At 68.6% G+C, this 20,976-nt stretch carries 15 protein-coding genes; 6 read left to right on the plus strand and 9 right to left on the minus strand.

Going from position 1 to position 20,976, the window contains the following annotated elements; translation table 11 throughout:
* Positions 1 to 154 precede the first annotated feature (154 nt).
* Both uxaC and OG817_RS20795 read left to right on the plus strand, forming a co-directional pair.
* Complete coding sequence (gene uxaC, locus OG817_RS20790) at positions 155 to 1,561, plus strand: glucuronate isomerase (RefSeq protein ID WP_406056983.1); 1,407 nt, start codon at positions 155 to 157, stop codon at positions 1,559 to 1,561.
* Positions 1,562 to 2,219: 658 nt separating this feature from the next.
* Positions 2,220 to 3,752 (plus strand): right-handed parallel beta-helix repeat-containing protein, encoded by a 1,533-nt coding sequence (locus OG817_RS20795; protein WP_406056985.1) that lies wholly within the window; start codon positions 2,220 to 2,222, stop codon positions 3,750 to 3,752.
* Between the two features lie 47 nt (positions 3,753 to 3,799).
* On the opposite strand, the gene OG817_RS20800 is transcribed toward OG817_RS20795, so the two are convergent.
* Positions 3,800 to 5,113, minus strand: a complete 1,314-nt coding sequence (locus tag OG817_RS20800) for an O-antigen ligase family protein (protein WP_406056987.1) — start codon at positions 5,111 to 5,113, stop codon at positions 3,800 to 3,802.
* A gap of 10 nt (positions 5,114 to 5,123) precedes the next feature.
* Positions 5,124 to 6,743 (minus strand): Wzz/FepE/Etk N-terminal domain-containing protein, encoded by a 1,620-nt coding sequence (locus OG817_RS20805; protein ID WP_406056989.1) that lies wholly within the window; start codon positions 6,741 to 6,743, stop codon positions 5,124 to 5,126.
* A gap of 182 nt (positions 6,744 to 6,925) precedes the next feature.
* Between OG817_RS20805 and OG817_RS20810 the strand changes: the two genes are divergently transcribed.
* The 3 genes from OG817_RS20810 (at position 6,926) to OG817_RS20820 (ending at position 12,476) form a co-directional block, all read left to right on the plus strand.
* Positions 6,926 to 9,139 carry a LamG-like jellyroll fold domain-containing protein gene (locus OG817_RS20810; protein WP_406056991.1) on the plus strand — a complete coding sequence of 738 codons (2,214 nt, stop codon included), beginning with the start codon at positions 6,926 to 6,928 and terminating at the stop codon, positions 9,137 to 9,139.
* A 172-nt stretch (positions 9,140 to 9,311) separates the two neighbouring features.
* Positions 9,312 to 10,835, plus strand: a complete 1,524-nt coding sequence (locus tag OG817_RS20815) for a fibronectin type III domain-containing protein (protein WP_406056993.1) — start codon at positions 9,312 to 9,314, stop codon at positions 10,833 to 10,835.
* A gap of 141 nt (positions 10,836 to 10,976) precedes the next feature.
* Positions 10,977 to 12,476: a fibronectin type III domain-containing protein gene (locus OG817_RS20820; RefSeq protein WP_406056995.1), complete on the plus strand. Its 1,500-nt coding sequence runs from the start codon at positions 10,977 to 10,979 to the stop codon at positions 12,474 to 12,476.
* On the opposite strand, the gene OG817_RS20825 is transcribed toward OG817_RS20820, so the two are convergent.
* The 5 genes from OG817_RS20825 to OG817_RS20845 all read right to left on the minus strand — a co-directional run bounded on the left by OG817_RS20825 (position 12,463) and on the right by OG817_RS20845 (position 18,100).
* A complete protein-coding gene (locus OG817_RS20825) occupies positions 12,463 to 13,734 on the minus strand; it encodes a hypothetical protein (protein ID WP_396389338.1) in 1,272 nt (423 codons plus the stop codon). The genes OG817_RS20820 and OG817_RS20825 overlap by 14 nt on opposite strands.
* 174 nt (positions 13,735 to 13,908) lie before the next feature.
* Positions 13,909 to 14,697 (minus strand): WecB/TagA/CpsF family glycosyltransferase, encoded by a 789-nt coding sequence (locus tag OG817_RS20830; RefSeq protein WP_406056997.1) that lies wholly within the window; start codon positions 14,695 to 14,697, stop codon positions 13,909 to 13,911.
* 3 nt (positions 14,698 to 14,700) lie between these two features.
* Positions 14,701 to 15,684 carry a GDP-mannose 4,6-dehydratase gene (gene gmd / locus OG817_RS20835; RefSeq protein WP_396389336.1) on the minus strand — a complete coding sequence of 328 codons (984 nt, stop codon included), beginning with the start codon at positions 15,682 to 15,684 and terminating at the stop codon, positions 14,701 to 14,703.
* Positions 15,681 to 16,610: a GDP-L-fucose synthase family protein gene (locus OG817_RS20840; RefSeq protein WP_406056999.1), complete on the minus strand. Its 930-nt coding sequence runs from the start codon at positions 16,608 to 16,610 to the stop codon at positions 15,681 to 15,683. Before OG817_RS20840 ends, gmd begins: the two co-directional genes overlap by 4 nt.
* Positions 16,610 to 18,100 (minus strand): sugar transferase, encoded by a 1,491-nt coding sequence (locus OG817_RS20845; RefSeq protein ID WP_396389335.1) that lies wholly within the window; start codon positions 18,098 to 18,100, stop codon positions 16,610 to 16,612. Before OG817_RS20845 ends, OG817_RS20840 begins: the two co-directional genes overlap by 1 nt.
* Before the next feature lie 264 nt (positions 18,101 to 18,364).
* On the opposite strand from OG817_RS20845, the gene OG817_RS20850 reads away from it, so the two are divergent.
* Positions 18,365 to 19,048, plus strand: a complete 684-nt coding sequence (locus OG817_RS20850; RefSeq protein WP_406057002.1) for a phosphatase PAP2 family protein — start codon at positions 18,365 to 18,367, stop codon at positions 19,046 to 19,048.
* A 15-nt stretch (positions 19,049 to 19,063) separates the two neighbouring features.
* Here the strand turns inward: OG817_RS20850 and OG817_RS20855 are convergent, their stop codons facing one another.
* Positions 19,064 to 19,957, minus strand: a complete 894-nt coding sequence (locus tag OG817_RS20855; protein WP_406057004.1) for a phytanoyl-CoA dioxygenase family protein — start codon at positions 19,955 to 19,957, stop codon at positions 19,064 to 19,066.
* A gap of 43 nt (positions 19,958 to 20,000) precedes the next feature.
* A complete protein-coding gene (locus OG817_RS20860) occupies positions 20,001 to 20,972 on the minus strand; it encodes an aminotransferase class IV (protein ID WP_406057006.1) in 972 nt (323 codons plus the stop codon).
* Between the last annotated feature and the right edge of the window lie 4 nt (positions 20,973 to 20,976).

A 20,976-nucleotide genomic window follows, 5' to 3' on the forward strand; every position in this document is an offset into this window, starting at 1 on the left:
GCAGTCTGCAATCGGTTTCACACTTGTGTCAAGAGTTCGTTCACCGTCGATCCACGGGCAGAGAGATTCGCCTTGTGGACAAGGGGTTGTGTGGGCGCGTGCGCACTGCAATCCTTTGCAGTACTCGTTTCAGCACGCTCATCCCGGAGGACCCATGCCGAAGGCCCTGCAGCCTCATCCGGACCGCGCCTTGCCCGCCGGCGAGGCACGCGACGTCGCCCGGCGGATCCACGCGTCGACGAAGGACCTGCCGTTGCTGTGCCTGCACGGGCACGTCGACATCGGGCTGTTCGCGACCGACGCGCCGTTCGGCAACCCGGCCGAGCTGCTGGTCGTCCCGGACCACTACGTGACCCGGATGCTGATCTCCCAGGGCATCTCCCCCGACCGCCTCGGTCTCCCCCGCCGCGACGGCACCGCGCCGGCCGACCCGCGCGATGTCTGGCGGGAGTTCTGCGCGAACTGGCACCTCTTCCTCGGTACGCCGAGCCGGTACTGGCTGGAGCACGAGTTCGCCGAGGTCCTCGGCGTGACCGCTCACCCCTCGGCCGAGACCGCGGACGAGCTGTACGACCAGATCTCCGCCCGGATCGCCGAGCCCGAGTTCCGGCCGCGAGCCCTGCTCGACCGCTTCGGGATCGAGCTGATCTCGACCACCGACGCCGCCACCGACGACCTCGCCCAGCACGCGAAGCTCGCCGCGGACCTGCCCGGTCGAGTCGTCCCGACCTTCCGTCCCGACGCCCTCGTGCACCTCGACCGGCCCGGCTGGAGTGTTCTCGCTGCCAGGCTCGGAGAGTTGGCCGACATCGACACCGCGACGTACGACGGATTCCTGGCGGCGATCCGGCAGCGGCGGCAGGCGTTCGTCGAGGCGGGCGCGCGGGCGACCGACCACGGGCACTACAGCGCGGCGGCGCTCCCGTTGACCGACGCGGAGGCTGCGCGGATCTACACGAGTGCTTTGAAGGGTGATGTGTCAGCGGAGGATGCGAGTGTCTTCGCCGGGCACATGCTGTACCAGTCGGCGGTGATGTCGGCCGAGGACGGGCTGGTGATGCAGCTGCACCCGGGCGTCCTGCGCGACCACGATCCGGCGATCCACGCGGCGTACGGGCCGGACCAGGGGCACGACATTCCGGTGGCGACCGAGTTCACCCGGTCGCTGCGGCCGCTGCTCGAGCGGTTCGGGCACGCGGCTGGTTTCCGGCTGGTGCTGTTCACTGTCGACGAGACCGTGTACTCGCGGGAGCTTGCGCCGCTGGCCGGCGTGTATCCAGCGGTGCGGCTCGGGGCGCCGTGGTGGTTCCTGGACAGCCCCGACGGGATGCGGCGGTTCCGCGAGCTGGTGACGGAGACCGCCGGGTTCTACAACATGTCCGGGTTCGTCGACGACACCCGGGCGTTCCTGTCGATCCCCGCCCGGCACGATCTCGCCCGGCGGATCGACGCCGGCTATCTGGCCAACCTCGTCGTACAGCACCGGCTCGACGAGGACGACGCCTTCCAGGTCGCCAAGGACCTCGCCTACAACCTCGCCCGAGACACCTACCTCACCTGACACCACCCGTCGCGACCCACAACGCCCGCCGCCTCGGCTGGGGGCACCTCGGATCGGGCGTTGAACACCTCCTGGTGGCCTTGGACAAGGAATTTCGGCTCTTCTGTCTGATGTGTGGGTGGTTGAGTGCGCTTGGAGTGGGGCGCCGACAGCAACCGGGGACTGCGGACAAGGTATGACCTGTCCGCGGTCCCCAGATGCTGTCCGCGGTCCCCACGCCGGGCGCGGTACGACGGGCGCGGTACGACGGGCGCGGTACGACGGGCGCGGTACGAAGGGGGGTTGACCAGTGCCCAAAGTCGAGCCGAACGCGCACACCCATCCACCCGCCACGCGCCACCCGCCGTCCGCCACCCCCAAGCGGTCCTGACGCAGTCCGGGGAGCGCTACCCACCTGAAACGGCATGCCGGACTCCCCAATACGCCGCGCCGACACAGCACCCCACCCGGCCAAAGCCCGAACGCTCACCGACGGCGCCGGCCAGGGAGTGCGGACCTGCGTCACTCACCAATCGGTGATCGGGGGCGGACCGCTCGTGCGGTCGAGCGTGGGCCGGCTGAGCCGTGCGAACTTGGTGAGTGCCACAGGTCCGCGCCGCCCCGGTGTGCCTGTAGTCTCCTCCAGATCTGTTCGCCGGGGGTGGGTGAAGGGTTGTTGATGAGGTGTCGTGGTGTTGTGGCGGGTGGCGCCGTACTGGTGCTGCTGCTGGCCGGGTGCTCTGCTGGTGATGGAGACTCAGCCAAGCCGTCTGCGGCGCCCCCTGCGGTGACGGTGCCTACTGCCCCGCCGGCCGCGGCTGCCGTTGCGCTCGGGCCGACGGGACCTGGTACGGCGAAGGCCTGCACGGGTACTGCGATCGCGGTGGGGGCGGATCCGCAGAAGGTGATCGACGCGGCGCCGGAAGGTACGACGTTCTGCTTCACAAAGGGTGTGCATCGGATCAGCCGGGCGATCCGTCCGCGGCCCGGTGACACGCTGGCCGGTGGGAAGGGCGTTGTACTGACCGGGTCTGTGGCGCTGAGTGGGTGGCAGCGGGACGGCGATCGGTGGGTGGTGCGCGGGGTGCTGCCGGCGGCGTACCCGCTGAAAGGGCAGTGCGAGGACAACAAGGCGAAGCCGTGCCAGCGGGGCGAGCAGGTGTTCGTCGATGGGAAGCATCTGACGCGGGTGATGAGCCTCGGGGAGCTGGAGCCGGGGACGTTCTTCGGGGACTACGCCGCGAACGCCGTGTACGTCGGTGCCGATCCGGACGGCCGTGCGGTCGAGATGTCGCGGACGCCAACTGCGATCGAGAAGTCGGCGGAGGACGTCACCGTGACCGGGTTGACGATCGAGCACTTCGCCAGCCTGCCGCAGGGAGGTGCGCTCCAGGTCGGGCCCGGGTGGAAGGTGGTCTCGAACGAGGTCCGCTGGAACCACGCGGTCGGGATCATGGTGATCGAGGGCGACCGGGCCGAGCTGAGCCGGAACACGGTCGCGGACAACGGGCAGCTCGGGATCGGGCAGTACAAGTCCGAGGGCGTCCGGATCACCGCGAACCTGGTGACCCGGAACAACACCGACGGGTTCTGGATCGCCGACTGGGAGTCCGGGGGGATCAAGTCGACCCGGTCGTCGGGCGAGGTGTCGGGCAACGACATCGTCGGCAATCGGGGCATCGGGATGTGGAGCGACATCGCGGAGTACGACCGGACGATCACCGGGAACCGGATCCGCGGCAACGCGGCGGACGGGATCCGGTACGAGATCAGCTACCAGGCCGCGATCGAGCAGAACGTTGTCGAGGGCAACGGGTTTGGGACCGGGCGCGGGTCCGGTGGGAGCCTGTGGGACGGCGGCGGGATCAACGTGAACACGTCCGCCGGGGTGCAGGTCCGCGGCAACCTGGTCAAGGACAACCGCAACGGGATCTCGATCCAGTCCCGCACGCGGGGTGACGGGCCGCGAGGTACGTACGTCCTCCGCGACGTCACGATCGAAGGCAACCTCGTCGTCATGCACGACGCGACCTCCAGCACCGGCGTCGTCGAGAACAAGGGCTCCCCCACCCGCCCCGGCGCCGTCACCTTCCGCCACAACAGCTACCAGATCGGCGGCAAGTCCGCCGACCGCTTCGCCTACCAGGGCAAAACCCTCACCTGGCCCCAATGGCAAGAAGCCGGCTTCGACCAAGACTCAGTCAGCAGCTAGCCACGGCACCCTAGGCAACTGGTGGGCTGCCGAAAAGCGAGTGGGTATTAGCGGGTTAGAGCTCTGGCCTGGTTTCGGGATCTTTGGCGGATTCGGTCGGCGTCGCAGATGGCGGCGGCCACCAAGAGGTGGACGGTCATGGAGCTGAGGTCGGAGAGGCCGCTTTCGTTGAGGGAGGCGGCGGTGACGTAGCCGAGGAGGAGGGCTCCGCAGGCGCGGATGTACGGCGTCGGTGCCCGGAGGACCGAGACCCACGCGAGGATCAACGCGATCGCGACGATCGTGACCGCGAGCAGGCCGGTCTCCCAGTACAGGCCGAGCCAACTGTTGTCGATCGCCATCACATCGATGTCGCCCTCACCGCGACGCAGCAGCACCCGCTTGTTGCCGAGGCCGTGGCCGATGATCGCGGTCTGGATCGACACCTTCTCGTCCAGCACCGCCTGCCAACTCGTCGTACGCCCACTGAGCGAGCTGATCTGCTGTGTCCCCTGCCCACGCAACACCCACGTGTGCAGCGATCCGATGGTCAGGAACGCAATCCCGATCAGCCCCGGTGCCGCCAGACTCGCGATCCGCCCGGCCCACGTCTTCCGGGTGATGATCAACGCGATCACCAAGCCGAACGCGATCGCGGCCGCCGACGTACGGGTTCGGCTCGCCGCCACCAGTACGACGCCCAGCCCCATCAGCCCGACCGACGGGATCATCGACAGCTTCCGGCACAGCAGCCCGAGCAGCGCCAGTCCGAACAGGATCGCGCCGACCTCACCGACCCGCGGCGGCAGCATCGGGATGATGACACCCTGCAGGCGATACCCAGTGCCGAGCGAACTGAGCGGCCGCCACGCCTGACTGGGTGCGTACGCCAGACTCGCGACGACCGTGGCCGCCAGCAACACATGCGCCCACAGATGCGCCCGCACCAACCGCTCCGGCACCTGCACCAGCGGCCGCCAGAGCAGGAACACCAGGATCAGCCCGATCAGGAACCGCGCCAACCGGGTCAGCGGCCCGAGCGGCTCCGCCAGCAGGAACGCTGTGGCGACCGCGAACATCACGTACAGCACGTAGAGACTGCTCGCCGGATTCACCCGGGTCCGGAATCCAGGCTTGGTCGCAGCCATCGCGATCAGGAAGATCGCCCCGAGCAGCAGCCCCTTCATCACACTGTTGGTCGACCCGGTGGTCCCCTGCGGCGCCGCGACTCGCGACGACCACGGCTGCACACCCAGCACGAACAAGCACCACAACACCAGCCAGAACCACGCCGGCTTCTGGATCTCGCCGTCGACCGTGCCCGGCACCGGCGGCGCCAGACGAGTCCCACCGGAACGGTAGGCGGTCGCGGATCGCATCATGACAACACGATCAGCGCAGCGGTGCAGCGGTGTCGAGCGGCTTGTAGTTCAACGGAATGCCCAGCGTCTCGTCGTGCGGCGAGGCACCGATCAGTACGACGCCAAGCACCGGAGCACCGGCGAACTGCAACGCACCGGTCAGCCGGGCAACGTCCATCTCCTTGTCATGCCCGACCTGCACCACCAAGACCGACGCGTCCACAGCCGCGGCCAGCGGCGTGATCCCGTGCCGGCCGACAGACGCCGGTCCGTGGATGACGACGGAGTACCCAGGCGGCAGGTCCGCCACGATGCCCGGCACCAGCGACGGACCAACGGCCGCAGCCGTCTCCTCGTGGTTCAGGCCGGGCGGAAGGACGTACAGATCGGCGACCGTGCCCGGGCGGAACAGCTTCCTCGCCCGGATCGCCCGCGTCGCCGCGGGCTCCATCACCAGGTCGGTCAGCCCTTCGTGCCCGGTCACGTGCGACAGGACCGGCGTACCCTCGATGTCCGCCAGGACCAGCAGGGTCTCCCGGCCGTCGCGAGCGTTCGCTTCGGCCATCGCCAGCGCGATTCCGGCCGAGTTCGGCGTCGGGGATGCGGAGACGACGAGCATCGCGCCCGGGCCGCCACCGGCGAACGCGCGGGGGTTCAACTCCCGGCGAGCAAGCGCACCGCTCGCCTCGGCGCCCAAAGCAGTGATCTCGTACTGCGGCAACTCGGGAGCCGTCCGATGCCAGAACCGGCGCCGGTTGCCTTCCGACGCGGCGATGACCGGCGAGCTCGCCGAACGGGCCGCCTGGTCGCGAGTCACGATGTACGGCGTCAGGTGCGACCGGAGCAGCGCCAGACCGAAGCCGAGCACCAGACCGAGGATGCCGCCGACCAGGATGTCGCGGGCAACCATCGGTGAGGAGGTCGCGGTGTCCGCGGTGGCCGGGGTGACCAGTTCACTACCAGAGCCGACCGTGGTCAGCGCCTTGACCATGGCGGCCGCGTCGTCGGCCGCCTGCCGGGCCTCGGTCGCCAGCCCGACCCGCTGGTCGCGCAGCGCGGCGGCGGTCTGCGAGTCGCCCCGCTGGACCGCCTCGTCGATCTGGCTGACCAGGCTCTTCGACTGCTGGGTCGCGGTCTTGGACCGATCCTGGGCCTGCCCGGCGAGCGTGGTCAGCAGCGCCTTGGCCTCGTCGTTGCGCTGCTTCAGGTAGATGCTGGAGATCGCGTTGGCCCGCTCGACCGCCTTCGCCGCGGTCGGGCCATCGGTGGTGACCAGGTACGCGTTGTCGGTGACCGCCTTGACCCGGGTCACCGCAGCCAGTTCCTGGATCGCGTCGTCGTTGGTGTCCATGCCGAGCGACTTCGCGACGCTGTGCAGCAGCGTCGGGCTGGCCATCACGCGAGCCTGCGTCTCGGCGGGCAGATCCATCCCGAGCGGACCGGTCTTGTCCGTCGTGGGCAGCTTCCCGACCAGGGCCGGCGGGACCGCCGGCCCGAGCACCAACTGGCTCGAGGCGGTCCACCGCGTCGTCTGGGACAGCGCGAAGACAGAAGCTCCGAGCAGGCCGAGGACGATGCAGCCCATGATGAGCCACTTCTGCCGTAGCAGTGACTGAGCGGTCTCCCGCCAGACCACGGTGCCCGGTTCCATCCCTACCCCACTTCCATCGCCCACAGGCTCGGTGCCAGCGCCCCAGGATATAGGCACCTGGGATCGGGCGTACCGAAGAGTCCGGTCCATGCCCTACTGTGACCTCCGGGGGATTCCCGGGGGCTGCCGGGAATTTGATTTGGCGCCGTTTCGCGCCTTCCGTCCGAGGGGGACACCGCAGGATGAACAAGAGATGGTTGCGCACGCGTCTGGGGCTCGTGGGCGCTCTCGTCGCCGGGGCACTGGTAGTCGTTTTCGCGCCGCCCGCCCAGAGCATCGAGGCCTCGCTGTCAGCAGTGGCGAGCCCGACCTGGCAGACCAACGGAAGTGTGCAGGGCATCACGGTCGCAGCGGGCAACGCGTACGCCGGCGGCCGATTCACGAGCGTGCGGCCGCCGGGCGCCGCTGCCGGGACCGGAGAGGTCGCGCAGGCGTACCTCGCCGCTTTCGACGAGAACACCGGTGCTCTGGTCACCGCATTCAACCCGGTCCTCAACGGCCAGGTCTACGCGGTCGCGGCCTCCGCCGACGGATCGCGGATCTTCGTCGGTGGTGACTTCACCACCGTCAACGGCGTCACCCGCAACCGGATCGCGGCCTTCGACACCGCCACCGGTGCGCTGGTGACGACCTGGAAGCCGTCGGTCTCCTTCCGGGTCAAGGCGATTGCCGTGCACGGCAACACCGTCTACTTCGGTGGATCCTTCGGCCTGGTGAACAACCTGACCCGGAACCGGCTCGCGGCCGTCAGCGCCGACGCCGGCACCCTGCTCCCGTTCGCCCCATCGGTGAACGGCGACGTGTACGCCGTCGATGCCGCGGACGACGGCTCCAAGGTGTACGCCGGTGGCCAGTTCAGCGCGGTCAACGGCACCAACCAGAACACCGTGACCAGCCTCGACCCGGCGACCGGCGCCGTACTGCCGTTCCCGGGTGCGTCCGCTGTCCCGCCGCCGAACGGCTCCTGCACCACCCGGGTCAAGGCGATCGACGCCAGCGGCGACACCGTGTACTTCGGCAACGGCGGTGACGGCGGCGGCTGCTTCGACGGCACCTGGGCGGTCGACGTCTCGACCAACGCGCTGAAGTGGAAGAACTCGTGCCTGGGCGCGACCGAGGCGGTCAAGGTCGTCAACGGCTGGCTCTACAAGGGTTCGCACGCGCACGACTGCGCCAACCAGGGCGCCGGCGGCTTCCCGCAGGGCTTCGACTACCGGTACCTGCTGGTGGAGAAGATCTCCGACGGCACGCTCGGCCCGTGGTACCCGAACACCGATGCCGGACCGCCCACCGAGGTCGGACCGCTCGCGTTCGCGACCGGTGGCGACGACCTCTGGGTCGGTGGCGACTTCTTCAGCACGAACGGCGTCGGCCAGCAGGGCCTGACCCGCTTCACCAACGCGACGCCGGGTGCCGCTCCGGCCAAGCCGGCCAAGCTGCTGCCGTACAGCGTCCAGCCGGGTGTGGTGCAGATCCACTTCCCGACTGTGGTCGACAACGACGACAGCACGCTGACCTACCGGCTGCTGAAGGGCTTCAGCAACACCACGATCGCGACCTGGACAGCCAAGTCGACCCCGTGGGACCGGCCGTGGCTGCACTACACCGACACCAACGTGGTGCCGGGCGAGACGCCGAACTACCGGGTCGAGGTGACCGACGGAAGTACGACGTTGCGCGGCAACTACTCCGACCCGGTCACGGTCGCCAGTACGCCGTCCACGGCGTACGACCAGATCATCAACGCCGACGGTCCGCAGGGCTACTGGCGGCTGGGTGAGGCGGCCGGTGCGACGACGTCCGTCGACTCGTCCGGGCAGAGCAACAACGGCACCTTCGGTGGCGCGGTGCTCGGCCAGCCCGGTGCGATCGCGGGGAACACCGCGATGACGGCGACGCTGACCAGCGGCCGGATGACGTCCGAAAAGGGCTACAGCATGCCGCAGCAGTTCACCGTCGAGGCCTGGGTGAAGCAGAGCGGCACCAACCGCGGCGGCCGCATCATCGGCTTCGGCAACTCCAAGGCCGGCACCAGTGCGACCGGTGGCGACCGGCAGCTGTACATGCGCACCAACGGCTCGATCGTGTTCGGGGTGAACGACGGCGCCCAGAAGACGCTGACCAGCACCTCGGGCAAGAACGACGGCCAGTGGCACCACGTCGTCGGCACCTTCGACAACGGCGCGATGAAGCTGTACGTCGACGGTGCACTCGCAGGAAGCGCGAGTGTCGGAACCGCGTCGCTGTACTACGGCTGGTGGCGGCTCGGGTACGACAACAACACCAACTGGCCGGGCGGTGGAGCGAGCCAGGTCGGGATGAGCATCGACGAGGGCGCGGTGTACCCGTACGCACTCACTCCGGTCCAGGTGCAGTCGCACTTCGCGGCCCGCTGAGTAAGGCCGCTGAGTAAGGCTTCGGACAAGTTTTTCGGGTTTGCGACACAAAGTCATAACGCGGGTGGGAGCTTGCCTTCCGGTCGAGCTCCCACCCCGCTAATGTCCGCTGCTGGTGTGTGTTTTGAGGCCACGCACCGTTGTGAGGCACCCGCCCGTCCGAAGGACATAAATGAAGAAGTTAGTTCTGGCCATCGTCACCGGCGCGGCGGTGGTGGCCGCCGCACTGATTCCGTCCGGTCCGCCAGTGGTGGCGGCGGCCCCAGGTTTCGGTTCCGCCGTCTCGGCGATCAAGCAGACCTCGTGGCAGACCAACAACAGCGTGAACGCGTTGGCCATAGCAGGGAACACCGTCTTCGCCGGCGGTCTGTTCACCCGGATCCGCCCACCCGGCAAGGCCGCCGGTCAGGGCGAAGTAGTCCGCACCTACGTCGCCGCCTTCGACCGGACCACCGGCGCACCGACCACGTTCGCGCCGACCCTCAACGGCCCGGTGTACAGCATCGCCACCAGCCCGGATGGCAAGTGGGTGGTGATCGGCGGTGACTTCACTGTCGCGAACGGCCTGAAGCGCAGCAAGATCGCGATGTACAGCACCGTCACCGGCCGGATCGTGCAGGCCTGGAACCCGGTCGTCGCGGCGCGCGTCAAGGCGCTCGCGATCTCCGGCAGCACGGTCTACATCGGCGGCGCCTTCGGCCGCGTCGACGGCCAGACCCGCAACCGGCTCGCCGCGGTCCGGCTGCTCTACGGCGACCTGACAGCGTGGAACCCGAACGCGAACAAGGACGTGTACGCGATCGACGTGTCCGACAACGGCACCCGGGTCTTCGTCGGTGGACCGTTCAGCACCATCAACGGCAAGGACCACTACTCGCTGGCGATGGTCAACACCACCACCGGGGCGGCGTACTCGATGCCGGCCGCGGCGGCGATCCCGAAGCCGACGGCCACCTGCACGACCAGGGTCAAGGACATCGACACCCTGGGCGACAAGGTGTTCGTCTCCAACGGCGGTGACGGCAGCGGCTGCTACGACGGCGTCCTGGCCGCCAACGCGACCAGCGGCGAACTGCTCTGGCAGAACAAGTGCCTGGGCGCGACCGAGGCGATCAAGGCCATCGGCAACTGGGTCTACAAGGGCTCGCACGCGCACAACTGCAGTTCGTCGGGCGCCTTCGGCGACGGCACCGGTACGCACTACCTGCTGGTCGAGAGCGGCATCGACGGCAAGCTCGGCCCGTGGTTCCCGAACACCGACGCCAACCCGAACAGCACCACGAAGGTCGGACCACTGGCGATGGCCGGCACCAACACCGACCTGTGGGTCGGCGGCGACTTCCTGCACGTGAACAACGCGGTGCAGCAGGGCCTGGCCCGGTTCACCAACACCCCGGGCGGCGCCTACCCGGCCAAGCCGAAGGCACCGACCCTGACCAGTACGACGGCCAACCAGGTCCGGGTGGCGTTCAACGACGTCTACGACATGGACAACCTGACGCTGACGTACAACGTGTTCCGGGGCTCGACGAACGTCGGTTCGTACAAGTACGTCTCCTACTACTGGGAGAAGCGCAAGCTGTACTCGATGGTCGACACGGGTGTGAAGAGCGGCCAGACGGTCACCTATCACATCGAGGTGCACGACGGCCGCAACATCGTGAAGGGCCCGTCGGTCTCGATCAAGGTGAAGTAGGTCGTCAGGGGGTCTGCTCGAAAGGGCAGACCCCCTTCGGCTGTGGATCGGCGCGGGCCTGCCGGTCGTAGCCTGAGAGTCCGGGGAACTGCGGTACGGGGAAATCTGGGGTACTCGGGAACTGGTGAACTGGGGGGAATCATGGGGAGAAGACTGCTTGCTGTGCTCGGGGCGGCGGGTCTGGCGTTCGGCCTGATCCCGGCTCCACCAGCTGTCAGCACCGGTGCGTCGCTGACCGCCGTCGCGGGATCGTCCTGGCAGACCGATGCGAGTGTGCTCGGCCTGGCTGTTGCCAAGGGCAAGGCGTACGTCGGCGGCCGGTTCACGAAGGTCCGTCCGCCGGGTGCGGCGGCCGGGACGAACCAGACGACGCGGACCTATCTGGCCGCCTTCGATCAGACGACCGGTGCGCTCGACACGAGCTTCAACCACACCCTGAACGGTTTCGTCTGGGCGATCGTCGCGTCGGCCGACGGATCCCGGGTGTACGTCGGCGGTGACTTCACCCGCGTCGACGGCCAGGTGCGAAACCGGATCGCGGCGTTCGACACGGCAACCGGCGCGCTGGTGCCGACCATCAAGCCGAGCGTCTCGTACCGGGTCAAGGCACTCGCGATCGGCGGGACCAGCCTGTACTTCGGGGGATCGTTCGGACTGGTCAACAACATCGCCAGGAACCGCGCGGCCGCGATCAGCACGGTCAACGGCGGCCTGCTGCCGTGGAACCCGAACGCGGACGCCGACGTGTACGCGATCGACGCGGCCGACGACAACTCGAAGGTCTATCTGGGCGGCACGTTCGCCAAGGTCGGCGGAGTGAATCGCTGGGCCGTCGCGAGTGTGAACAGCTCGACCGGCGCACTGCTCCCGTTCGCCGCGGCGTCCGCCGTACCGCTACCGACCAGTGGGTGCACGTCCCGGGTGAAGGACATCGAGACGTCCGGGAACCGGGTGTACTTCGCCAACGCCGGCGACGGCGGTGGTTGCTTCGACGGGACCTGGGCCGCGGATGTTGCCACCGGAAACTTGGTGTGGAAGAACACCTGTCTGGGCGCGACCGAGGCACTGACCATGGTGAACGGATGGCTGTTCAAGGGCTCGCACGCGCACAGTTGCCCGGGTGCCTTCAGCGACGGCACCGGCACGCATTTCCTGCTGCTGCAGAACCCGGCCAACGGGTCGCTCGGACCATGGTTCCCGAACACGAACGCCGGTCCGCCGACGCTGGTCGGTCCGCTCGTGTCCGCGACCGGTGGGAGCGACTTGTGGGTCGGTGGCGACTTCACCAAGGTCAACGGCGTGGGTCAGCAGGGTCTCACCCGCTTCACGAACCTCGGCAACGGCGCCGCTCCCCTAGGCCCGGTCCTGCCGACGCTCTCCAGTACGACGGTCGGTCAGGTCAAGGCCACCGTCCAGACCTCGCTGGACAACGACGACATCACGCTGACCTATCGGCTGCTCCGCGGCGCCACCAACACGATCGTCGCCACCACCACGGCCAACTCCACCTTCTGGAGCCGGCCGACCATCACCCTGACCGATCCGAATGCCCCCTCCGGTACGACGCAGATGTACCGCATCGAGGCCTACGACGGCCACAACGCCGTACGAGGCGGCTACTCAACAATCACGGTGCGCTGACGGCGCGGCGGTGGGCGGCGATGGCTCGGTGGGCTTCGTTCCACCACAGGAGAAGGGTGCAGAACGAAGCAGTGGCCAGGCCCCAGGCGGCGCCTTTGGCATCGGCCAGGACGGCACCGCCGACGCCGAAGGTGATGAGGATGACGGAGGAGATGAGCCGGACGCGGAGGCCTCGGGTGGCGGCGGCGAGGGCGCGGAGGATGGCGAAGGCACCGGCATTGGAGGCCCCGAAAGCCTGCAGCAGGATGACGGGGATCAGTACGGCGTGAGCCTGCGTCCAGACTCCGGGTCCGAGTAGCTCACGGCCGACGACGGCCGGCAGCAGAAGGAAGACGGCTCCCCAGGCAAGGGCGCCCGCGCCGACGCCCAGCGAGATCGCGAGACCGACCAGCCACAGCCGGCGGTACGAATGGCGCAGGGCCCTGGCGGCTTCGGGGACGGAGATCATCCGGATGCCCTGGTTGATGACGTTCACGGGACCCAGCAGCACCTGCGCACCGCGGATGCCGGCCGTGGCGGCAAGACCGGCCGCGGCCGTGATGCCGAGCATGTAGACCTGGATCGTGCCGGAGACCGCGAGCATCTCCCCCATGTACTTCGGAGTGAGGTCCCAGTTCCGCCGTACCCATTCGCGGATCAACTGCCGACGCGGCGAGAATCCGGCCTGGAACCGCCCGGCGACAGCCGCGATCACCGCACCCAGTCCCCACGCGAACGTCACGGTGGACGCGGATGCCGTGTCGGTGAGATACAGCCCGCCGAAGATCACCAGCATCGCCAGCAACCAGATCAGGTCGTTGACGAGCGCCTTCTGCCCTTCCCCGACGACGAAGAACGCCCATCGCCACGCGTCCTGAAGTAGCAACCCCGGCATCGTCACCGCGAAGGCGATCAGCACCCCCTTCGACGGCACGCCGGGGAACGCCGCGATCCCCAGCGCCACGAGCATCCCGAGGAACCCGGCCAGTAACGCGGTCGCCGTACTGGCGCGCACTGCTCGTTCCCAGTCAGGAGTCCGGTCTCCGGAATGCCGGACTGCCAGCGGCTCGGTCGCGACCGCACGGGACACGTTCAACGCGATCGTGTAGCCGCCGAAGGCCAGCGCGTAGACACCGAAGTCAGCGACAGTGCTGGAGCGGGCGACGACGACTCCGACCGCGAGATTGCTCAGACTCGACAGCGCCTGGTCGGCCAAACCCCAACTGGCGCGACCGGCCGGCCCGGCCAGCCGACGTAGCTTCGGCCGCCGGAACTTCACTGAAGCACCCTAGGGCGTGTCTGATGGTGCACCGCCGTAGCGAGCAGGTGCTCGGTGCGGTGCATCGGCGTGCGGGAGCGAAGGTCTCGATGCGGAGCATCGTGGCCTTTGCTCACGTGCGGCGAGGTGCCGTGCTGAGTGCCGCGCAGTAGGCGGTGCACCATCAGACACGCCCTAAACCGGACGCGGAGGACGCCGGAGGACGCCGACGCCGAAACGCGGGATGCCCAACAGATAGCGCTTCCAGAGCCGCCGCGGCTCCTTGTACAGCCGGTAGCTCCACTCCAGCCCGGACCGCTGCATCCACAGCGGCGCCCGGTCCAGGCGGCCGGTGTGGAAGTCGAAGGCGGCGCCGACCCCGATGAGGATCGACGCGTTCAGCCGGTCCCGGTGCTCGGCCATCCAGCGCTCCTGCTTGGGCGCGCCGAGACCGACCCAGACGATGTCCGGCTTCGCCGCGTTGATCCGCGCGACGGCGGCGGCGTCCTCCGCCTCGGTGAGCGGCCGGTACGGCGGGCAGTCGGTACCGACCACCTTCAACGCGGGGTGGCGCCCCTGGAACGTGTCCCGCAGATCCTCGGCCACGCCCTCGGCGCCGCCGTAGAAGTACTGTGTCCAGCCCCGATCGGCAGCCTCTGCCATCACGCGCTCGAGCAGGTCCGGGCCGGCGACGCGCGCCATCCGGTCGAAACCGGCTCGCTTGCCCGCCCACACCAGCGGCATCCCGTCGGCGACCGTCAGCCCGGCGTTGTTGTAGACCTCGGTCAACCGCTCGTCGGCGCGCGCGTGCAGCAGCGCGTTCACGTCCGACACGCAGACCAGTTGCCGCTCACCGTGGTCGATCCAGCGCGCGAACGTCTCGACCGTCTCGTCCAGATCGGTCACGCTCACGTGGATCCCGAGTACGTCGACGCGGTCGTGCGCCGACGTGGCGAGCCGGGGGTCAGTGGTCTCCGCAGTCATTCCTCAGTCCTCGCGGGTCAGCGCGGCCAGGTCCGCGTCGACCATGATCCGGACCAGCTCGGGCACATGCACCTGGGCTTTCCACCCGAGCTCGGTCGTGGCTTTGGACGCGTCCCCGATCAGCGAGTCCACTTCGGTCGGGCGTTCGTACCGCGCGTCGTAGTCGACGTACTGCTCCCAGTCCAGCCCGACGTGGTCGAACGCCAGCGAGACGAAGTCGCGGACCGAGTACGACGTCCCGGTCGCGATCACGTAGTCGGCCGGGGTGTCGTGCTGCAGCATCCGCCACATGCCCTCGACGTACTCCGGCGCATAGCCCCAGTCGCGGGAGGCCTCCAGGTTGCCCAGGTACACCCGCTGCTCCAGGCCGAGCTTGATCCGGGCCACCGCGCGGGAGATCTTCCGAGTCACGAAGGTCTCGCCACGCCGCGGGCTCTCGTGGTTGAACAGGATCCCGTTCACCGCGAACATGTCGTACGCCTCGCGGTAGTTCCGGGTCATCCAGTAGCTGTAGAGCTTGGCCGCGCCGTACGGCGACCGCGGGTAGAACGGGGTCTCCTCGTTCTGCGGCGGCGGCGTCGCACCGAACATCTCCGACGACGACGCCTGGTAGAACCGGCAGTCCAGCCCGATCATCCGGATCGCCTCGAGCAGCCGCGTCGTCCCCATCCCGGTGGTGTCACCGGTGTACTCCGGCTCGTCGAAGCTGACCCGGACATGGCTCTGCGCGGCCAGGTGGTAGACCTCGGCCGGCTGGATCGACGCCAGCAAAGTGACGAGCCGCGACCCGTCGGTCAGATCGCCGTAGTGCAGGAACAGCCGCTTGTCCTTCGCGTGCGGATCCTCGTACAGGTGGTCGATCCGGCGCGTGTTGAACGTCGAAGCCCGCCTGATCAGGCCGTGGACCTCGTACCCCTTGGCCAGCAGCAGCTCCGCCAGGTACGACCCGTCCTGCCCGGTGATCCCGGTGACGAACGCCTTCTTCATGAGGTCTGCCCCTGATACCAGGCGTAGGTGGCCGCGACGCCTTCCTCGAGCCCGATCGACGGCTTCCAGCCGAGTGCCCGCAACCGGCTCACGTCGAGCAGCTTGCGCGGCGTACCGTCCGGCTTGGACAGATCGTTGCTGATGGCACCGGTGTAGCCGATCACCCGGGCCACCAGTTCGGCCAGCTCGCGGATCGTCACGTCCTCGCCGACGCCGACGTTGATCGGCTCCGGCTCGTCGTAGTGCTCCAGCAGGTGCAGGCACGCGTCGGCCAGGTCGTCGACGTGCAGGAACTCCCGCCGCGGCGTCCCGCTCCCCCACAGCACGACCTCAGCGGCATCGGTACGACGGGCGTCGTCGAACCGCCGGATCAACGCGGGCAGCACATGCGAGCTGGTCAGGTCGAAGTTGTCGTTCGGCCCGTAGAGGTTGGTCGGCATGGCCGAGATCCAGCGCAGCCCGTACTGGCGGCGGACCGCCTGGACCTGCATGATGCCGGCGATCTTGGCGATCGCGTACGCGTCGTTGGTCGGCTCCAGTTCACCGGTCAGCAGGCTCGACTCGCGGATCGGCTGGTCGGCGTACTTCGGGTAGATGCAGGACGAGCCGAGGAACAGCAGCCGGGGCGTGCGGACCTCGAGGGCCGCGTCCATCAGGTTCACCTGGATGCGCAGATTGTCGCTGAGGAACTCGGTCGGGTGGTCGCGGTTCGCGAGGATGCCGCCGACGCGGGCCGCCGCGTCGATCACCACGGCCGGCCGGTGGTGGGCCAGGAACGCGAACGTCGCGGCCCGGTCCCGCAGGTCCAGGTCCGCCGACGACGCACCGATCAGTTGGGTGAAGCCGGCCGCTTCCAACCGCCGCCAGATCGCGGATCCGACCAGGCCGCGGTGGCCCGCGACGTACACCGGTGCTTTCAGGTCCATCAGTACGCTCCTGCGCCGTAGATCACCGCGCGCACGGTCTTCCAGAGAATCAGCAGGTCCAGCGTCATCGACCAGTTGTCGACGTACCGCAGGTCGAGCCGGACCGACTCGTCCCAGGACAGGTCGCTGCGGCCGCTGACCTGCCACAGTCCCGTGATGCCGGGCTTGACCAGCATCCGACGGGAGTCGTCGGCAGCGTACAGCGCGACCTCCTCCGACAGCGGAGGGCGGGGGCCGACCAGGGACATGTCGCCGCGCAGCACGTTGAACAGCTGCGGGAGTTCGTCGAGCGAGAAGCGGCGGATCCACCGGCCGAACGGGGTCATCCGCGGGTCGTCGCGCATCTTGAAGATCACGCCGTTGCCGTCGCTCAGCGCGAACAGGTCACCGAGCCGCTGCTCGGCGTCGGCGTACATGCTGCGGAACTTCAGCATGGTGAACTCGGCGCCGCCCCGGCCAACCCGCTGCTGACGGAACAGCACGGGTCCGGTGCTGGACAGCCGGACGGCGATCGCGAGACCGATCAGCACCGGCGCGAGCAGGACGATCATCCCGAGCGCCAGGATCCGGTCGAAGACCGCCTTCATCAGGTGCGGTCCGCCGCTGACCGACGGCCGCTCCAGGTGCAGCAGGGACAGACCGGCGACCGGCCGGACCGAGATGCGCGGACCGGCGACCTCGATGATGCCGGGCGAGACGATCAGCTCGATGCCGCGCTGCTCCAGGGCCCAGGAGAGCCGGCGCAGCGACTGCCCGACGAGCTCGGGCTCGGTGGCGATCGCGACAACCTCGACCGCGTGCCGGTCAGCGGCGGCCAGGATGTCCGGCTCGTCCAGCTCCTCCGGCGGCATCGGCCCGGTCCCGTGCTGGTCGCCGCGCGGGCGGCAGGTGGCCACGACGCGGAAGCCGTCCGTCGGACGGCTCTCCAAGTGCTCACAAAGTGTTGCGGCCGGGCCATTTCGCCCGACCACGAGAACCCGATGCATGCAGCGGCCTCTGACCCGGTGCCGGTGCAGGTCCTTGCGCAGGGCGTACCGCAGTACCAAGGCGGAACCGACCATCACCGGAATCGCGAGTACGACGAAGCCGCGCGCGATCTCGGTCTTGGTCACGTACGCCGCCATCGCGACGGCTGCGGTGAGGCCGACTCCGGACCGCAGCAGCGACCGGAACTCGTCCGGTCCGGCACCGAAGTAGCGAGGGTCGTACCCCTTGGACATGGCGACCGCGCCGACCCAGGCCAGCGGGAGCACGCTGCTGACAATCAGATAACCGCTGCCGACGTGGTAGCCGAATCGGGTCAGCAGAGCGATGGAGACACCGAGCATGGCCGCGAGCAGGTCACCGCCGACGGCGGCCCAGCGGTACACACCGATCCAGCGCGGCTCGGTCGATCGCGACGGGAGCGGGACGATCGCCGGCACCTCGTGCGGAAGCACCCACAGCGGACGGCGGCCGTCAACCGCGTCCGGCGCCTCAGCTCCGCTCACAACGGCCCCTTGCTCCAAGCTGCAAGTGGACGAACACGGTACGTGTCCGTCGCAGCGTGCAGTCTGCCATCAACACTGTCCAACGGAGATCGCCACCCACGGTGACGACAAAGCATGCGTGCCCCACATCCCCAGAAGTTCACCCGCCCGTCGGCGGTGCGACATCGCAGAGTACTACGACCGAGGGCCGTCGGCGACGGCGGCTCAGGAACCCTTGGATAGAATTTGTGTCGGGGTGCGGGACTGGTGGGGTGGGGGTAAGAAATGGCGTCGCAGGATGCTGCTCGGCCGCGTGCGGCCATGCGGCCGGCGTTGGTGCCGGCGGTCCGCGGGCCGGCCGTCGTACTGGCGGTCATCGGGGCGGTGCTGTGGATCGTCCCGGCCGTGCTGTACGCCGGCGACACCGGCCCGAGCCGGCTGGATGTCCGGGTGCAGAACCTGGTCGACGACTCGCCCGCCGGGGCGTGGAATCTCGTCCGCGTGATGGACTGGCTCGGGGAGCCTGCCGGCCGGGTCGTCCTGGTGCTCGTCACCGCCGCGCTCTGCCTGATCGCGGGACGCCAGGCGCTGGCAATCGCCGCCGTCCTCGGCATCGTGACGACCAGCGTGCTCACGACGGCGCTCAAACCGCTGGTGAACCGCCGGATCCACGACGACTTCCTGTCCTATCCCAGCGGACATGTCGCCGCGGCCACAGCGGCGGCGATGGTGATCGGCCTGCTCCTGGCCGACCTGCTGCGCACGGGCCGGATCGCGGGTACGGCGATCCTGCTCGCCGTCACCGTCATCGGCGGTGTTCTCAGCGCCTTTGCCCAGATCCACCTGACCGCCCACTACCCCACCGACGCGCTCGGCGGCTTCGGCTGCGGGATGTTCGTGATCCCGCCGACGGCGCTGGTGATGAACCGGCTCGCCCGGATGCGAGCGGCCCGGCCGGCGTCGGAGTGACGCCGGCCGGAGCAGTCACGCGATCGCGTGGCTCGGCGTGTCGTACTCACTGACGACATCGGCCGGGATGTGCTCCAGGTCGCTGACCCGAAGGTAGTCGCCCATCGTCGTACCGGTGCACTCCGAGTCGATGTTCGGCGCCGACCGGCGGTCCATCGCGTCGCCCAGGTGCACGGTCCGCAGGTCGATACTGAACCGCGTCCGGCCCGAGGTGTTCGGCACGCTGGAGTGCAACTGCGCACCGGAGAACAAGATGATGCCGCCCGGCTTGCAGATCGGCCGGATCTGCGGCACCAGTTCCACCTCTTCCTCCGGCACCGGCTGGACCCGGGTGTCGGTGCCGATCTGGGTCGCGGCGATCTTCCGGCTGGTCGCGTTCCACTCCGCGTAGTTGTAGACCCGGGAGCTGTTCTTGACCGGGGTCTGCCAGTACTTCGGATGGAAGGCGAGCCCGTTGTCCGCGGTGATCGGGAAGATCGGCAGCCACCAGTTGAGCTGGAAGTGCGGCGCCGAGTACCAGGTGTCGCGGTGCGGGTGGAAGGCGAACGCGATCCCGGTGGTCAGGTAGTCGTTCGACGTCGAACTCCGCATCCGCGGTACGTCGAAGTAGACCTGCTCGGTGTCGCAGCCGAAGTCGGCCAGCATCGCCTGGATCAGCCGCTTCGACTCCGGGTGATGGATGAAGCGCGGCTTGAGTTCGGCCAGCAGCGCCGCGTAGTCCTCCACGGCCATGTCGAACTGCGCCGTCTCCGGATCCAGCGGTGCGAACGCCGCCCGGGCCATCTCACCGGCGAACTCGGTGAGGGCCAGAGTGGACGGCCGTGGTGAGTAGACGAACAGGTCGCCGTCGTACAACTTCTGCCTGCGCTCGTCGTCGCCGAACTCGGCGTCGACATAGATGGAATGCATTGGAGTCCCCCTCCTTGTCGTACTGCGAAATTCCGGGTCGGACTCAGCCGACCCGCACACCGGCCCCGGCAGGCACTGGTTGACGGGACCCGTCGACCAGTGGCACCAGGTCGACACCGGGCAGGGCCAGGTCACCACGCATCAGTTCCAGATAACGCTGCCGGAGCTGCGCAAGCAGTCCGGACTGCTCGTAGCTGGCGCCGTCCACCTCGGAGACCAGAGTCAGCTCCGAGATCGTCCCGGCCAGGCCGCACTCGTCGGCGGCGAGCAACTCGGTCCGCTCGATCGGCCGCCGATCGAAGGGCACTCCGAGGTCCTTGGCCACCACCTCGAGCACGTCGACCGTGATGCTGTCCAGGCACGACTCGCTGGTCGGCGGGGTTGCGATCCGCCCGCGCTGAGCGATCAGGACGCAGGCACCAGTTGCCTCGGCGACCCGGCCGGCGTCGTTGAGCATGATCGCGTCGTCGTACCCGAGCCGGCGCACCTCGATCCGGGCCAGGCGGGCGCCGACGTAGTTCGCGCTGCTCTTCACGCGGGTCGGCAGGACCACGTCCGTGGCGCGGCGCCAGGTGGTCACACCGAGCCGCATCGGGTCCGGGTCGTGCTTCTGCTGACTAAAGGCCGTGACCACCAGGTCGGCAACCGTCGCCTCACCCCAGTGCCCCTGGGTCACGAACAAGGTGGGACGGAACCACAGGTCCTTCTCCGGCACCAGCAACTCACCGGCCAGCGTCGCCAGCCCGGCGAGGAACTCGTCGTAGCTGAACCGAATGGGAATGTGGAACAACGAAGCGGATCGGCAGAGCCGGTCGTAGTGACGCCGCGGGCTCCGGATCGCGAAGACCTCGCCGGCGGAGTCCCAGTAACCCTTCATGCCTTCGAAGACGCTCAAAGCCCGGGTCAGGGCCTCAGCACCGACATGGATCCGCACGTCGGTGTACGGCACGAGGTCCCCGTTGACGAGGGCCCACGGCGGCGTCTGGAGTTGCGATATGGATGCTGTGTGAGCCATGAGG

It is taken from the genome of Kribbella sp. NBC_00889 (genome assembly GCF_045207705.1).
Lineage (GTDB): Bacteria > Actinomycetota > Actinomycetes > Propionibacteriales > Kribbellaceae > Kribbella.

What these genes read in the sequence shown, in the direction of transcription:
- uxaC (WP_406056983.1), top strand. Translation starts at nt 155, where the DNA reads ATGCCGAAGGCCCTGCAGCCTCATCCGGACCGCGCCTTGCCCGCCGGC.
- OG817_RS20795 (WP_406056985.1), top strand. Translation starts at nt 2,220, where the DNA reads ATGAGGTGTCGTGGTGTTGTGGCGGGTGGCGCCGTACTGGTGCTGCTG.
- OG817_RS20800 (WP_406056987.1), bottom strand. Translation starts at nt 5,113, where the DNA reads ATGATGCGATCCGCGACCGCCTACCGTTCCGGTGGGACTCGTCTGGCG.
- OG817_RS20805 (WP_406056989.1), bottom strand. Translation starts at nt 6,743, where the DNA reads ATGGAACCGGGCACCGTGGTCTGGCGGGAGACCGCTCAGTCACTGCTA.
- OG817_RS20810 (WP_406056991.1), top strand. Translation starts at nt 6,926, where the DNA reads ATGAACAAGAGATGGTTGCGCACGCGTCTGGGGCTCGTGGGCGCTCTC.
- OG817_RS20815 (WP_406056993.1), top strand. Translation starts at nt 9,312, where the DNA reads ATGAAGAAGTTAGTTCTGGCCATCGTCACCGGCGCGGCGGTGGTGGCC.
- OG817_RS20820 (WP_406056995.1), top strand. Translation starts at nt 10,977, where the DNA reads ATGGGGAGAAGACTGCTTGCTGTGCTCGGGGCGGCGGGTCTGGCGTTC.
- OG817_RS20830 (WP_406056997.1), bottom strand. Translation starts at nt 14,697, where the DNA reads ATGACTGCGGAGACCACTGACCCCCGGCTCGCCACGTCGGCGCACGAC.
- gmd (WP_396389336.1), bottom strand. Translation starts at nt 15,684, where the DNA reads ATGAAGAAGGCGTTCGTCACCGGGATCACCGGGCAGGACGGGTCGTAC.
- OG817_RS20840 (WP_406056999.1), bottom strand. Translation starts at nt 16,610, where the DNA reads ATGGACCTGAAAGCACCGGTGTACGTCGCGGGCCACCGCGGCCTGGTC.
- OG817_RS20850 (WP_406057002.1), top strand. Translation starts at nt 18,365, where the DNA reads ATGGCGTCGCAGGATGCTGCTCGGCCGCGTGCGGCCATGCGGCCGGCG.
- OG817_RS20855 (WP_406057004.1), bottom strand. Translation starts at nt 19,957, where the DNA reads ATGCATTCCATCTATGTCGACGCCGAGTTCGGCGACGACGAGCGCAGG.
- OG817_RS20860 (WP_406057006.1), bottom strand. Translation starts at nt 20,972, where the DNA reads ATGGCTCACACAGCATCCATATCGCAACTCCAGACGCCGCCGTGGGCC.